The organism is Acinetobacter kyonggiensis (assembly GCF_900107285.1).
In the GTDB taxonomy this organism is placed as follows: Bacteria; Pseudomonadota; Gammaproteobacteria; order Pseudomonadales; family Moraxellaceae; genus Acinetobacter; species Acinetobacter kyonggiensis.
In genome coordinates this window covers 1-14,417 of the sequence record NZ_FNPK01000012.1, presented here as the reverse complement: position 1 = coordinate 14,417, position 14,417 = coordinate 1, and the positions used below count along the sequence as shown (strand labels likewise).

13 protein-coding genes and 1 pseudogene are annotated in these 14,417 nt (G+C 36.5%); 6 read left to right on the top strand and 8 right to left on the bottom strand.

Going from position 1 to position 14,417, the window contains the following annotated elements; translation table 11 throughout:
* Positions 1 to 14: 14 nt before the first annotated feature.
* The 7 genes from BLV99_RS10780 to tviB form a co-directional block, all read right to left on the bottom strand.
* Positions 15 to 665: an acetyltransferase gene (locus BLV99_RS10780; RefSeq protein WP_092690482.1), complete on the bottom strand. Its 651-nt coding sequence runs from the start codon at positions 663 to 665 to the stop codon at positions 15 to 17.
* Entirely contained in the window at positions 662 to 1,273 is a 612-nt protein-coding gene (locus BLV99_RS10775) for a sugar transferase (protein WP_092690479.1), read from the bottom strand. Before BLV99_RS10775 ends, BLV99_RS10780 begins: the two co-directional genes overlap by 4 nt.
* Positions 1,274 to 2,416 carry a glycosyltransferase family 4 protein gene (locus tag BLV99_RS10770; RefSeq protein ID WP_092690476.1) on the bottom strand — a complete coding sequence of 381 codons (1,143 nt, stop codon included), beginning with the start codon at positions 2,414 to 2,416 and terminating at the stop codon, positions 1,274 to 1,276.
* A 590-nt stretch (positions 2,417 to 3,006) separates the two neighbouring features.
* Entirely contained in the window at positions 3,007 to 4,074 is a 1,068-nt protein-coding gene (locus BLV99_RS10765; RefSeq protein WP_092690473.1) for a glycosyltransferase, read from the bottom strand.
* Positions 4,075 to 4,079: 5 nt separating this feature from the next.
* Positions 4,080 to 5,282 carry an oligosaccharide flippase family protein gene (locus BLV99_RS10760; protein WP_092690470.1) on the bottom strand — a complete coding sequence of 401 codons (1,203 nt, stop codon included), beginning with the start codon at positions 5,280 to 5,282 and terminating at the stop codon, positions 4,080 to 4,082.
* Positions 5,283 to 5,288: 6 nt separating this feature from the next.
* Positions 5,289 to 6,308, bottom strand: coding sequence for an NAD-dependent epimerase/dehydratase family protein (locus BLV99_RS10755; RefSeq protein ID WP_092690468.1), 1,020 nt, complete (start codon positions 6,306 to 6,308; stop codon positions 5,289 to 5,291).
* 27 nt (positions 6,309 to 6,335) lie between these two features.
* The gene (gene tviB / locus BLV99_RS10750; protein ID WP_092690466.1) at positions 6,336 to 7,613 is read right to left on the bottom strand and encodes a Vi polysaccharide biosynthesis UDP-N-acetylglucosamine C-6 dehydrogenase TviB; all 1,278 of its coding nucleotides are present in this window, start codon (positions 7,611 to 7,613) and stop codon (positions 6,336 to 6,338) included.
* Positions 7,614 to 8,168: 555 nt separating this feature from the next.
* Here tviB and BLV99_RS10745 point away from each other — a divergent pair.
* The 5 genes from BLV99_RS10745 to bamJ (BLV99_RS10725) all read left to right on the top strand — a co-directional run bounded on the left by BLV99_RS10745 (position 8,169) and on the right by bamJ (BLV99_RS10725) (position 13,709).
* A complete protein-coding gene (locus BLV99_RS10745; RefSeq protein ID WP_092690463.1) occupies positions 8,169 to 9,272 on the top strand; it encodes a polysaccharide biosynthesis/export family protein in 1,104 nt (367 codons plus the stop codon).
* 1 nt (position 9,273) lies between these two features.
* Entirely contained in the window at positions 9,274 to 9,702 is a 429-nt protein-coding gene (locus tag BLV99_RS10740; RefSeq protein WP_086185445.1) for a low molecular weight protein-tyrosine-phosphatase, read from the top strand.
* Between the two features lie 18 nt (positions 9,703 to 9,720).
* Positions 9,721 to 11,925: a polysaccharide biosynthesis tyrosine autokinase gene (locus BLV99_RS10735; RefSeq protein ID WP_092690461.1), complete on the top strand. Its 2,205-nt coding sequence runs from the start codon at positions 9,721 to 9,723 to the stop codon at positions 11,923 to 11,925.
* A 329-nt stretch (positions 11,926 to 12,254) separates the two neighbouring features.
* On the top strand, positions 12,255 to 12,959 hold the full coding sequence (gene bamJ, locus BLV99_RS10730) for a BamJ family beta-barrel-assembly machinery protein (RefSeq protein ID WP_092690645.1): 705 nt from the start codon (positions 12,255 to 12,257) through the stop codon (positions 12,957 to 12,959).
* Positions 12,960 to 13,007: 48 nt separating this feature from the next.
* Positions 13,008 to 13,709, top strand: coding sequence for a BamJ family beta-barrel-assembly machinery protein (bamJ, locus tag BLV99_RS10725; protein ID WP_092690458.1), 702 nt, complete (start codon positions 13,008 to 13,010; stop codon positions 13,707 to 13,709).
* 132 nt (positions 13,710 to 13,841) lie between these two features.
* Here the strand turns inward: bamJ (BLV99_RS10725) and tnpA are convergent, their stop codons facing one another.
* Positions 13,842 to 14,255, bottom strand: coding sequence for an IS200/IS605 family transposase (gene tnpA / locus BLV99_RS10720; protein WP_092690455.1), 414 nt, complete (start codon positions 14,253 to 14,255; stop codon positions 13,842 to 13,844).
* A 21-nt stretch (positions 14,256 to 14,276) separates the two neighbouring features.
* Between tnpA and BLV99_RS18050 the strand changes: the two are divergent.
* Positions 14,277 to 14,417 (top strand): annotated as a pseudogene (locus tag BLV99_RS18050) (RNA-guided endonuclease TnpB family protein); the annotation flags it as partial.

Sequence of the window (14,417 nt, the reverse complement as noted above, 5' to 3'; positions counted from 1 at the left end):
TTTTAAATATGAAACTATTTTTTCTCTAAAACTCTTGCGGGGTTCCCCACTACAGTCACACCTGCGGGTACACTTTTCGTTACCACAGCGCCCATACCCACGATCGCACCTTTACCAATCACTAAAGGTTTATCTGGCGTGCCTTGTTTAATCACAGCACCCGCTCCAATATAAGCATGGTCTTCAATATGAATATTGCCATTGCATTTTACCGCTGGGGCAAAGGTTACATAGTCACCAATAATGCAATCATGTGCGACATAACTATAAATATTGGCATGAAAAAATTTACCAATCTTAATATTGGAAGTCAGACAGCTAAAAGGACAGAGTAAACTCCCCTCCCCAATTTCCACTGCATCTAATACAACAGTGTTTGCTGCTTGTACCGCCAAATGCTGAATACCATCTTGATCTAAGCGAATCGCCAATTTTTCACGCACACGACTATTTGCAATCGCAATCATCACTGCTTTATGTTGGGCTGAATGTGAGACAAAATCTGCATAACTTAAAACCGGATAACCATTTAAAGTGGTTCCTGCTTGCCCATCATCAATAAATACAAATTGTGCTTGAAGAAGTGTTGGATATTGTTGTCGTACTAGAGGCATCACCTCTTTACCAAAACCACTTGCACCATATACACCAATATAAATTGTCACTTCTTAGCATCCTTTTTTTCTGTGCCTGTAAAACGAGTCATGGTGGCCTCGCCTTCCGCGCTGATATCATCTTTGGCGAGGACTTTATGCACGGTTTTAAACATAATTTTAAAATCTAAAAGGGTCGATTGATGCTCTACATACCATGTATCCAGTTTAAATTTTTCTTCCCAGCCAATCGCATTACGTCCATTGACTTGAGCATGTCCTGTCATACCCGGACGTACATTATGCCGTTTCGCTTGTTCTTCATTATAGAGTGGTAAATATTCTGTCAGCAGTGGACGTGGCCCAACAATACTCATGTCCCCTTTAATCACATTCCAAAGTTCAGGCATTTCATCCAAGCTGGTTGAACGTAACATTTTACCGAATGCTGTTAAACGCTCGCTGTCAGGAAGTGGCTGACCATTGGCATCGACCGCATCCTTCATAGTACGAAACTTAATCATCTCAAACGGTTTACCATACAAACCCGGACGAACTTGGCGGAATAAAACTGGAGAACCTAATTTTTTCTTCACTTTATAGGCAACAAAAGCATATAACGGTGCAAGCAGAATGAGTGCTGTGGATGCAATAATGATATCAAGTAAACGTTTCAACATTTATAACAATCCCATTTCTGTCATCATATGTTTATTCACTTGATGAACATCATATTTATTTAAGGCGATCTCTCGTGAACGCTTACCCATTTGTATCGCTAACTCAGGCTGTTCAATAAATTTCTGCATGGCTTCTACTAAATCAGCGATAGATTTAACCTCTACTAAAAATCCATTATCACCATCTACAACGGTTTCACGACAACCCGGTGCATCTGTGGTAATGACAGCACGCCCCATTGCCATTGCTTCTAATACCGTTCGTGGCGTGCCTTCACGGTAAGAAGGCAATACATAGACTGAACTTGCTGCAATAGCAGGTCGAACATCTGAAAGTTTACCCCAATATTTAAGCGTTCCTGCATTTACCCATGCATCTAATTCTAATTGAGTAATAGCAGTCGGATTGTCATCAATCCATCCGACCAAGTTAAATTGAATATCAGGATGATTTTTTTTAATGATTGCCGCTGCTTCGGCATATTCACGTACACCTTTATCCCCCAATAGACGAGCAATTAACAAGAAGGAAATTGCAACTTGGTTCTGGCTATTGAGTGGCAAAGGCATGACATCAAAATCAGAGACATTAACGCCAGAGCCATTCACAACAACCGCAGGAATATTCGACTGCAATAGTTTTAATGCTCTGAATAAAGCAAGATCATCTGGATTTTGAAAAAAAGTTTTAGAACAATGCGACAGTGCTTGCCGATATAAGCCGTGAACTAACTTTTGAAAAATACTGCGCGTGCTATCTTGATCTACATTTTGAAAGGCATAGCCTAAACCGGTAATTAATGCAAAACGTTTAGGCACTTTTGCTAGCCAAGCGGCTAAAGTGCCATATATGACGGGCTTAATGGTATAGCACAATACGCAATCTGGTTTTATTTTATGAATCAGTTTATACAGCGCAAATACTGTGGACAAATCTGTAACTGGGTTTGTACCCGTGCGCTGCATAGGGACACTATAAACCTGATAGCCTAAACTCCGTAATTTTTGATATTCATCTGAAAAGGAGGATAAATCTGGCGCAATAATATGAATTTCATAACCTTGCTGATGAATAGCCTCTAAAAGTTTTCCACGAAAATTTAAAACTGAAGGAAGGTAACTGCTCACCATTAAAAATTTCATTTGAATCACTGGCTCCCTTACCGTATCAATTTAAATTTTCTATGCCTTAAAATGAAGAACATTGATGCTCAAACACTTCAAAAAAAAGTCAGTATAAATGATTGAATCTGAAATATTGCATTTAAAGATATGCAGAGCTCTATAGATAACTCACAAAATAAGCAACACTTGCGGTAATTTTGCACTCACATTTCTTGATCTTTCATGGGCTTTATTGCATCAAGATTGAAAAGATAAAATATTCCAAGATCCATCAGTTCAGGGCACAACTTTGATCTGTGGTCTACCTCATTCAGTAGATTTGTTGAGTACCACAATACGTGTAGGTACTTGGTTAACTTGGCTCTGCAACTTTTTTAAGGTGAGTTTCTCACCTGAGCAGCATTACTTCGTAAGATTTAATGCCATACCTCTTTTTTCCACCGATTCAGCCAAACTAAATACTAAGATTTCCTCTATCGATTAAAGCGCGATTGTATTGCGACGAATTAATAATCCGATAAATTTAAATGTGGATTTATTGATAAGAAAATTATATTGCTGAATCAATATTCAAGGATAGTTTAGGCAACAAAGCCCTTAAAAACTTATTACTTAACTTGACCCTGATAAAGGTTCAACCATTTTTCTAAAATAAATTTCCAATCAAAACTATTTGCTTTCGGATATCTCATTATATTTTCCTGATGGTTCAAAACATTCAGAATCATTTTAGACATAGCTTCAGGTTGTCCGACGCCCACTAAATTTGAGTCAAGTAACTCCATTGCACCATCTGTTTTTGTCGCTACAATTCTTCTTTGACACAGCATCGCTTCCAATATTGCTATGCCAAAACCTTCCCATGCCGATGCAGATACAAACAAGTCACATGCATTCAAAAGTTGTGGAATATCATCTCTAATGCCTAAAAATTTTACATTTTTTTCAATTGCTAAATGAATTGCGAGATTTTCAATTTCATTTCTCTTTGGGCCATCCCCCACGATGATTAAAATAGTATTTTTTTGCTCTTCTCGAACAATTTTAAATGCTTTTAATAAAGTAGGATAATCCTTAGGCGTATCAATTCGACCTATTGTTAAAATAACTTGCAAATTATCATCAAAACCCAAGTTCTTTCGGATATCAGCTCGTACATTCTGATTAAATTTATATTTATTGCTTTCTATGCCATTATAAACGGTCATCATTTTTTTATTTTTAACAGCTCCAGCCTGCATTAAAGCTTTAGCCGCATTATCACTGACATTTGTATGTACATCGCATAACTTTTCAGTCAATCGATACATTGCCATACGTACACGTCCACCCTCATAATTTGAATGTGAACTACAGATGACACGAATATTTTTTCTCAACATTTTCACAAATCTTGCCATCATATTGGCATGAAACATATGTGAATGAATAACATCGGGCCGTATCTGATCAACCAGTTTAATGACAGCATTTAATGCCTTAAAAATGGATAAATTATGATTAAGCGATACTTTACATATATTAATTTCTTTATTTTCGGGTCTTCTAACGATTTCACCGAAAAAGTAAACAATACTGACTTCTTGTCCTGACTCGTACAACTTATCTGCAAGTTCACAAACAACTTTCTCAGCTCCTCCCATACCTAAACCAGTAATGAATAACATGATTTTCATTTTATTTACTCTTTAAGACGAAATAATACAACCAGCAGAGAAAGAATACATTGCACCAAATAACTAACCATTAAAGTATAAATACCACCAACAATTCCATATTCAGGAATACATAAATATGAAACCAATACACTAAAAATCAACACGATAGAAAATAAATAAACCTGTTGTTTAATAAATCCTATGGCTGTTAGCGTATAACCCAGAACAGTAGCCAAATAAAGTATAAAACCAGCCACCATGGTCAATACAAACGCATCTGTATAAGCTACATATTCAGCACCATAAACGAGGTTAAGTACAAACTCTCCCATGAAATAACTGAGGAATATAGCGATTAGACCCAACCCACCAGCAACAAGCAAAGCCATAGATAAAAGCTTTTTAAAATATGCTCTATTATGATTCCATGCATGCGTTAAACGAGGACTAAGATACTGGCAAATAGAATTAATAAATATACTACCCACAATAATAAAATAGCTGAGCACGGTAAAAATACCCACAGCCTCAATACTTGCATACTGATCTAAAAATAAACGTGGAATATTACTTTGCAAAGTAACGATACCCAATGAAATTCCCATAGGGATAGCAGACTTCATAATCCCTAAATCTAAACTCATTTTTTTTATTTCTTTAGTTTTCTGAATATACAAATTATCGATGAATAACCAAACCACAATATAAACAAATAAAAATAAAATTAATGCCGTATAAAAATCAAATAAATACAAACCTAATGCAACAGCTAAAACAGAAAGAGCCCCTTTCAAAAATAATGATTTACTAATTAATTGAGTTTGATCATGTGCATTATAATACGCATAAATAATATCGGAATAAGATTCAAAAAACTTTAATAGCCCAACCAAAAGCAATACTAAAATTGAAACATTAAAAAACAAACCAAGAACTAAACAGCAAGCTAACGCAATAAATGAACAAATTAAACGTAAATAATAGAAATGTGTATAGGTATATTTCTGCTCACTATTTACATCTAATATATAAAGAGGACGTAATTGAAGGTTTCCAACAGCAAAAATAGGTGTGACTATTGCTAAGGCTAATGCATATTGACCCAAGTTTTCTTGATTCGTCATGCGAGCAAAAAAAATCAAAATGACCCATTGAGAAAATGCAAAAACAAAATTACCACCCACAAGCCATTTTGCTTTTTTCAACAACAGTAAGATATCTTTCATTTTTAATTAGACAAATTTAATGTACCAAGGCATCGCAATATTAATCCCTTGATTGATATTAAATTCTGGTTCATAGTCTAAAAATTGTTCAATTTTAGCAATACTTGCTTGTGAATGTCGAACATCACCGGCACGGAATTCACGATAAACTGGTTTTTTATTATAAGTGACCCCATTTTCATGCAATGCTGCCTGAAGTGCATTAAATAAATCATTTAAAGTCGTACGGTCACCTACAGCAACATTATAAACTTGATTTTTTGCTTCATCATTTGCAATTGCTGCTAAAATATTGGCTTGAACCGTGTTCTCAATGAAACAAAAATCACGACTCGTTTCACCATCACCATTAATAAATACCTCATCACCGGCAATCATTGCAGCTGTCCATTTGGGAATCACCGCAGCATAGGCACCATTCGGATCTTGTCGCTTTCCAAAGACATTAAAATAACGCAAACCAATGGTTTTAAAAGCATATGTACGAGCAAAAACATCTGCATAGAGTTCATTGACATACTTGGTTACTGCATAGGGTGACAATGGATTACCAATATTTTCCTCAACTTTCGGTAAAGCAGGATGATCGCCATAGGTTGAACTACTGGCCGCATAAGTAAAACTTGAAACCTTAGCATCGCGTGCCGCAGTCAACATGTTTAAAAAGCCCGTAATATTGGTTGCATTGGTGGTAATGGGATCGACAATTGAACGCGGTACAGAGCCTAAAGCTGCTTGATGTAATACATAGTCCACATCCATACAGGCTTTTTGACAATCTTCAAAATGACGAATGTCGCCTTCAATAAAAGAAAAATTACTCCATTGCGCAGGACTCACCAAATTTTGAACTTCATCCAGATTATATTGGTGCCCTGTGGCAAAGTTATCTAAACCTACGACTTTTTGATCAAGCTTTAACAAGGTTTCTAATAAATTTGAGCCAATAAAACCAGCCACACCCGTGACCAACCACATTTTAGGTGCTTGTTTTAATTGTGTGCAAACGGTTTGATATTGGCTCATGTTATGTATTCCTTACAAAGTTCGTGATTAAAGACGAATGTCAGATTCAGATTGATCAAGCACATATTTTAAGTCATATAAAACATGGGCTTTTTTCCCTAAAGCGCGAATCTCTGTTGCCCCCATGACTTTAAATTGCTCATGTGCAACCGCTAAAATGACAGCATCATAAGTATCTTGATTAACTGCTTGTACTGGTGTAATCGCATATTCATGCACCGCTTCTTCAGTGTCTACCCAAGGATCATAAACATCGACATCCATATGGTATTCATTCAACTCATTCACAATATCAATAATTTTAGTATTACGAATATCAGGACAGTTTTCTTTAAAGCTCAAACCAAGGACCAATACTTTCGCACCCTGAACCTGAATCTTTTTCTGAATCATTGCTTTGACAAGCTGAGTGACCACATAAGCACCCATTGAATCATTTAGGCGACGTCCGGCTAAAATAATTTCTGGATGATAACCAATTGACTGTGCTTTATGGGTTAAATAATACGGGTCAACACCAATACAATGCCCACCGACAAGCCCCGGACGGAAAGGTAAGAAATTCCATTTCGTCCCTGCTGCTTGCAATACCGCTTCGGTATCAATACCCATTTTATTGAAAATAATCGCCAGCTCATTAATTAAGGCAATATTGACATCACGCTGCGTGTTTTCAATCACTTTTGCCGCTTCTGCCACTTTAATGCTAGACGCTTTATGTGTGCCAGCTTCAATGACCAAGTTATATACTTGATCGACAAAATCAGCGACTTCAGGGGTAGAGCCTGAGGTGATTTTTAAAATATTGGTAACGCGATGTAATTTGTCACCCGGATTAATGCGCTCAGGGCTATAACCTGCAAAGAAGTCTTGATTAAATCTTAATCCTGAAACTTTTTCCAATACAGGGATGCAAGTTTCTTCAGTTGCCCCAGGATATACCGTTGATTCATAAACGACGACGTCACCCGCTTTAAGTACCTGACCAATACTGTTTGATGCTTTGACTAAAGGTGATAAATCGGGTTGTTTGAACTCATCAATAGGCGTCGGAACAGTCACAATAAAGAAATTACAATTTTTTAAATCTTCTAAATTTGCTGAATAGCTCAGTTGACTGGCTTGAGCCAATTCTTCTTTTGATACTTCTAAGGTATGATCCTGTCCACTTTTGAGTTCATCAATCCGTTTTTGATGAATATCAAAACCAACCACGGGTACTTTTTTACCGAACTCTACCGCTAAAGGAAGTCCGACATAACCCAATCCAATAATTGCAATTTTTAGTTCCGCGAGTTGTAACATGTTACAGCCTTATCTTGTTTATTTATGTCTATAAATCAGTAGGCTTAACGCCGAGTTATAATATAGCAGAAAAAATATATTTATACTTATTCAAAAGAAAAACATTTTAAAATTTTGTATTAATTATATAAAAATAAAGCATTAAATTATAAAAACAACAAGGCATACAATATAATTAAACATTAAATTCATAAAAAAATTAATAAACAATTACAATATTAATTATATTTAATTTTAACATTATTAATCTTAAACTAAATATCAAACAGAATAGAATTGAACGATTAATAAATTTTATTTTCATCTATTTTAAACATTCTATTCGAAGTCGTACTTTTAGTTAAAATACAGAGAACTAGATCTCATTTGGCCCATAAAAACCTGTTTTGAACATCAAAATCACCTACCCACATCAAACTCATGAAGAAAAGCTATACCCCAGCGATGATCTTGGTATAAAATAACAATTACAATTTATTATTAATATTTTACGTATTACAGGGTAAAATGCCGACTATTTTTAAAATCAGATTATTTTTATAAACGGGATTTCGAGTGAGATATTACCAATTTTTTTTACTCTGCGCGCTAGCTGCAGGTACAACAGGATGTGCGATTACATCGGGGCTACAAACATTTGATTTGCCAAGTGAAGGTGTTTATCAGACCGAACTTGGTACTCCGGTTAATGTGCTTAAACTCACTCAAGAATCACTTCCGGCTCTACAACCTGCACAAGTCAACATTCAACAAGATTATGCTCATTTATTTAGCTCGCCACATAAAAATTATAAATTAAGTGCGGGTGATATTCTCTCTATTTATCTTTGGGCTTATCCTGATATTACGCCACCTACCACAACAATTAATAATGAACAATCTATACAAGCCAATGGCTATCAAATTGATCAAAATGGCTATATTCAATTTCCCATGATTGGTCGTTATAAGGCTGCGGGAAAATCATTAACACAAATCAACCAAGAATTACGTAGCCAACTTTCTCGTTATTTAAAAACCCCCGATGTGATTGCACGGGTACTCTCCTATCAGGGACAACGCTTTTCAGTGCAGGGCAATGTCATGAAAGGTGGGCAATTCTACTTAAGCGATCAACCAGTCAGCGTTTATACGGCTTTAGGTTTAGCGGGTGGTGTGAATCCTCAATTGGGTGACCATGCTTCAATGACGCTAGTTCGCCAAGGTCGTACTTACGCACTCAACAGCGTTGAATTGGAAAAATCAGGCTATTCTTTACATAACCTACTGATTCAACCCAATGATACACTTTATATCAATGCGAGAGAAAATCAAAAAATTTATGTTATGGGTGAGTCTGGTAAGAATCAATCCCTACCCATGCGTGATCAAGGGATGAGTCTAAGCGATGTTCTCGGTGAAAGTTTAGGTTTAAATCCACTGTCTGCCAGTCGTAGTAAAATTTATGTAGTGCGCAGCAACCGAAATGACGCAAGTACTGAAGTTTATCATTTGGATTTAACCAGCATTGCTGACTTTGGCTTGGCCAATCAATTTAAAATGCACAGTAATGATATTGTCTATGTCGATGCTTCAGGCCTTGCACGCTGGCAACGTGTGATTAATCAAGTTGTTCCTTTTTCTAGTCTTGTTAATACTGCCAACAATTTAGGCAATTAATATGAATATCCAAAAGATTCTTGTGGTTTGTGTGGGGAATATTTGCCGCAGCCCAATGGCTGAATACTTTTTAAAACGGGAATATCCAGAGCTGAACATCGAGTCTGCGGGTATTTCTGGTTTAATCGGTCATGCAGCAGATCAAAAGGCAATACTCTGTATGCAGCGTTTAGGTATAGATATGCAGCCTCATATTGCTAAAAAACTCAATGCTGACTTAATTAAAAAGGCAGATCTGATTTTGGTCATGAGTCAAAATCAGCAAAAGCATTTAGAACAGACTTGGCCTTTTGCAAAAGGAAAAACATTTCGATTAGGGTATTGGCAAAGTAGAAATGTGCCTGATCCTTTTCAACATGAGCAATGGGTCTTTGATGAAACCTGTCAGTTAATACAAGATTGTATAGCTGACTGGAAAAAACATATTTAACTTTTTGATAGCAAGATTATGAGCCAAAATAGCAATACCGAAGATACCATTGATTTAAAAGAGCTGTTTTTTTCACTCATTGCGCAATGGAAACTCATTGCACTATGCGTCATTTTAAGCTTGGTCTGCGCATTACTCTATTTAAGAACCACGCCTGATACTTATGCAGTGGATGCATTGGTACAAGTTGAAGAAAGTAAAGGCACCTCGGCAGCTTTACTGGGTGATCTATCCAGCATGATTGAGCAGAAGCAACCCGCTCAAACTGAAATCGAGCTGCTTAAATCACGCTTAGTACTGGGTTCTGTCATTAAAGATCTAAATTTAGATTTAAAAATTTCCGGTACAGAAAATAGTTTTTTTAATCGTTTACTCAGTCCACATGACTATCAAACCACATATAATAAAAACGCCGTTATTTTTAAAGATGATGCCAAGTCTTTTGATGTTCGAAAGTTTGACATTCCAACCTATTATCTAGATAAGAACCTGCTGCTCAATTTTAATGGCAATAAATACACATTAACAGATGCAAAAACCAAACAAGTCATTTTTAGTGCAGTAACCAACCAAGAAAGCCAGCATACATCGGAATATGGTACTTGGAAGATTGCCCTCTATACGCAAGATCAACTCAAAAATACTTATAATATTGAAAAAATGTCTTTGCCTGCAGCAATGCTTTCAATTACAGAGAATTATTCTGTGGCTGAAAAAGGTAAATTGACCGGTATTTTAGGTTTAAATTACCAAGGTCAAGACAAAGAACACATTACCAATGTTCTCAACTCGATTCTTGTGGCTTATAGCCAGCAAAATATTGAACGTCGTTCTGCCGAAACAGCACAAACGCTAAAATTTCTGGATGAACAACTTCCTGAGTTAAAACAACAACTGGATGTTGCTGAACGCGAGTTTAATAAATTCCGTCAACAATATAATACCGTTGATGTGACTAAAGAATCTGAACTGTATTTAACCCAAAGTATTCAGCTTGAAACATCAAAAGCTGAAATTGAACAAAAATTAGCAGAAGCTGCTGCGAAATACACCAATGAACATCCAGCCATGCAGCAAATGAATGCGCAGCTGGGCGCGATCAATAAAAAAATTGGCGAGTTAAATGATACCTTAAAACAACTTCCTGATTTACAACGCCGTTACCTGCAACTGTACCGTGAAGTTGAAGTAAAAACTCAGCTCTATACTGCGCTATTAAACTCTTACCAACAACTGCGTATTGCCAAAGCCGGTGAAATTGGCAATGTGCGTATTGTGGATACTGCGGTACTACCAATTGAACCTATTAAACCAAAAAAATTGCAAATTTTAATCCTTGCCATTTTCCTTGGTGGTTTCCTTGGAACCTTATTGGCTTTATTACGTAATATGATGCATTCAGGGATTAAAGATTCCAATCAAATTGAAAATGAGTTGGATTTACCGGTATATGCTACCGTGCCTCGCTCACCGACTCAGGAAAGCCGCATCAAATTATTGAAAAAGAAAAAGAGTATTCCTATTTTAGCCATTAAAAATGGTGATGATATTGCCATTGAAAGCTTACGTAGTATGCGTACCGCAATTCATTTTGCTTTAAATAATGCAAAAAATAATATCATTATGATTTCAGGTCCGGCACCGGAAGTGGGTAAATCTTTTATTTCAACCAACTTAGCCGCTATTTTGGCACAAAGTAATAAACGGGTACTGATTATTGATGCAGATATGCGTCGAGGTTATTTACATAAATACTTCAACCATGACAACCTCCCTGGTTTAGCTGAATATTTAAATACCCAGCAAACGCTCGACAGCATTATTAAGCCTACAGAAATCCCTCATTTAGATGTCATTACTCGAGGTAAAAGTCCGGTTAATCCTTCAGAACTTTTAAGCTCAGCAAAGTTTGCTGCGATGTTTGAGCAACTTTCCCCGATGTATGATCACATTATTATTGATACACCGCCTGTGCTTGCAGTAACGGATGGGATTATCATTTCGCAATATGCTGGCGTGAATCTTGTCATTGCGCGCTATGCAAAATCGCAGATGAAAGAACTTGAATTGACTGTAAATCGTTTTGAACAAGTTGGGGTTAAAGTCAATGGCTTTATTCTAAATGATATTCAACGCGGCTCTGGTGGTTACGGCTATGGTTACGGCTATGGTTACGGCTATAACTATGCCTATGGCTATAAAGCATCAAAAAATAATGATTAAAAATTTATAATTAAAAAAGTCAGAGATCTGCTGACTTTTTTAATCTTAGGGTCTGTTGACATTTCAGCAGCCCCTATTTACTGCTAAAAAAAATTTGATCGATAAATAACATTTAAAACAAAAGTTTATAATTGATTATCTAAATGAATAAAAATTTGCTATTTTAATGTATTAAAAATGTTTTTATTATTCAGCTAATTATAGAATAATAAGATTAATCAGAATATATTGGATTTCTACACAATACGCATCGCTCGGAACGTGTTGGCTAGAAAAGTCTGCTAAAATTAATGCAACTTTTTTTATATAAAATGAATTTGGGAAAACCTATGAGTAAAGCCTTACCCATCGCTGTCGCTGTTCTTTTAGGCGGTGCTGCACTTGTACCTGTTTACTATGCGACTCAAAACCCTGCGACTGTGACATCTAAAGCGTCAAAAAATGCTTCTGCTGTTGAAAAAATTAGTTATGCATTGGGCTATGAAGTTGCACATCAAACACCTCCTGAATTAGATATTAATAGCTTTGTGACTGGCGTACGTGAAGGTCATGCCCGAAATAAACCAGCTTATAACGAAGAAGAATTGCAAAAAGCATATGAGCAGTTCCAAAAAGAAATGCAGCAAAAGCAAGTTCAACAAGAACAAAAAGTCCAAACGGCGAGTGATTCTTTCTTAACTGAAAATGCGAAAAAACCCGGTGTAAAAACGACGGCTTCTGGCTTACAGTACAAAATCATCACCGAAGGCACAGGCAAACAACCTGCTGCAAACTCTATGGTGACCGTGCATTACAAAGGTCAACTGGTTGACGGCAAAGTATTTGATAGCTCAATTGAGCGTGGTGAACCAATTGAGTTCCCATTGAATCAAGTTATTCCAGGCTGGACTGAAGGTCTGCAATTGATGAAAGAAGGTGGCAAAGCCACTCTTTATATCCCTTCGCAATTAGGCTATGGTGAACAAGGTGTTCCGGGCATGATTCCTGCAAACAGCACCCTTATTTTTGATGTTGAACTAATCAAAGTAAAATAAAAATTGAAGGAGAGCTTTTGCTCTCCTGATTTATCTTGAGATAAGCATATGAAAACACCGATGACATTGCTTTGTTTATGCATGTTTACCACAACAGGTTTTGCAAAAACTGTGACCAACAGCAGCAGTTTAAATGAACAAGTCGGCTACAGCTTTGGTTATTTAATGGGACGCAGCAATGCCGAATCGGTCAAAGATTTGGACTTAGATGCATTCATACTGGGTTTAAAAACAGCAGCTCAAGGCGGTAAATCGGCACTGACTGATGAAGAAATGGCACGCGTTCTCACGCAACATAAAAAGCAAAGTGATGCAAAACAACTTATTGAGTTAAAAAAGAAAGCAGATGCCAATGCCAAAATTGGTGCTGAATTTTTAGCTGCCAATGCCAAGAAACAAGGCGTTCAAACCACTCAATCGGGTTTACAATACCAAATACTCAAGCCAGGTACAGGTCCATCACCTAAAGCAAATTCTATTGTTAAAGTGAATTATGAAGGTCGTTTAATTGATGGCACTGTTTTTGATAGTTCAATTGCACGAAATCAAACGGCTGAATTTCAAGTCAGCCAAGTCATTCAAGGCTGGACTGAAGGCTTACAACTGATGAAAGAAGGCGCTGAATATCGTTTCTTCATTCCAGCACAACTTGGCTATGGTCAAATTGGCTCTGGTGATGTGATAGAACCGAATAGCACATTAATTTTTGATATCGAACTGATTGAAATTTTAGCTAAACCGAGTAAATAACCAAGTAAATGCATATAAAAGAATAGCGACCAGATCAGTTTAGAGCATAAAAATGCTTATTTTGACTCGCTATTTTTTATCAAATGAGCAGTAAAACACCCTCATTCATGGGGATGATATAAGGCTCTGCTTCTAATGTGGTGTCTGCTGTTGCTCAATGTATTGCTTAATGATTTCTAATGGCACACCGCCACAACTTGAAGCAAAATAGCTTGGCGACCAAAGTGATCCACCCCATAACTTGTTCTTGATCTCAGGAAAGTCTTTCCTTAAATGCCGACTCGATACGCCTTTTAAACTATTAACTAAATTTGAAACAGCAACTTTTGGTGGGTAGTTAATTAATAAGTGAACATGATCATCCTCACCATTAAATTCAGTCAATTCAGCTTCAAAGTCTAAACATACTTTTTTAAACATCCCTTCCATTGCATCAAGCATAGGTTTTGTAAAAACATCTTTACGATATTTCGTCACAAAGACCAAGTGAACATGCATATTAAAAACACAGTGCCGACCTGATCTTATTTGTTGATTTTCCATTATAGACCAATTAACATGTAATGTATGAAAACACTTAAGTTACGCATAAAAGACAAACATTGCAAGGTGTTAGACCAATTAGCATCTGAGGTGAATTTTGTCTGGAATTATGTCAATGATTTGTGTTTCAAACATCTACAACGCAAAGGGCAATTCTTTTCAGCT